1 protein-coding gene is annotated in these 289 nt (G+C 29.4%); it reads left to right on the top strand.

The window, feature by feature from the left end; genetic code table 11:
• Nucleotide 1: 1 nt before the first annotated feature.
• Nucleotides 2–289, top strand: a 288-nt coding sequence (locus KGF39_RS19665; protein WP_227823601.1) for a single-stranded DNA-binding protein, incomplete at its 3' end; no start/stop codon positions are given.

Here is a 289-nt window from a genome sequence, read left to right as displayed (position 1 = left end):
AATAACTTTAGTTGGAAGATTAGTTGCAGATGCTGAGCTGAAATATCTTCCAAATTCGGGTACACCTAAAATTTTATTTAGGGTAGCAGTAGATAGAAAATACAAAGATAGAGAAGGCAAAAAGAAAGTTGATTTTATACCTTGTGAACAGTTAGGAAAACATGTAGAAAATCTTGTACAGTATCTTACAAAAGGTAAACAGATATATGCTTTTGGAGAATTAAATATAGATAATTACAAAGATGAAAATGGTTGTTGGAAATCTATTACTAAGGTTAATGTAAATGCT

It is taken from the genome of Clostridioides sp. ZZV14-6345 (genome assembly GCF_020657775.1).
In the GTDB taxonomy this organism is placed as follows: Bacteria; Bacillota; Clostridia; order Peptostreptococcales; family Peptostreptococcaceae; genus Clostridioides; species Clostridioides difficile_D.
Note: the sequence above shows the minus strand (reverse complement) of the source record. Positions and strands in the feature narration are given on the sequence as shown.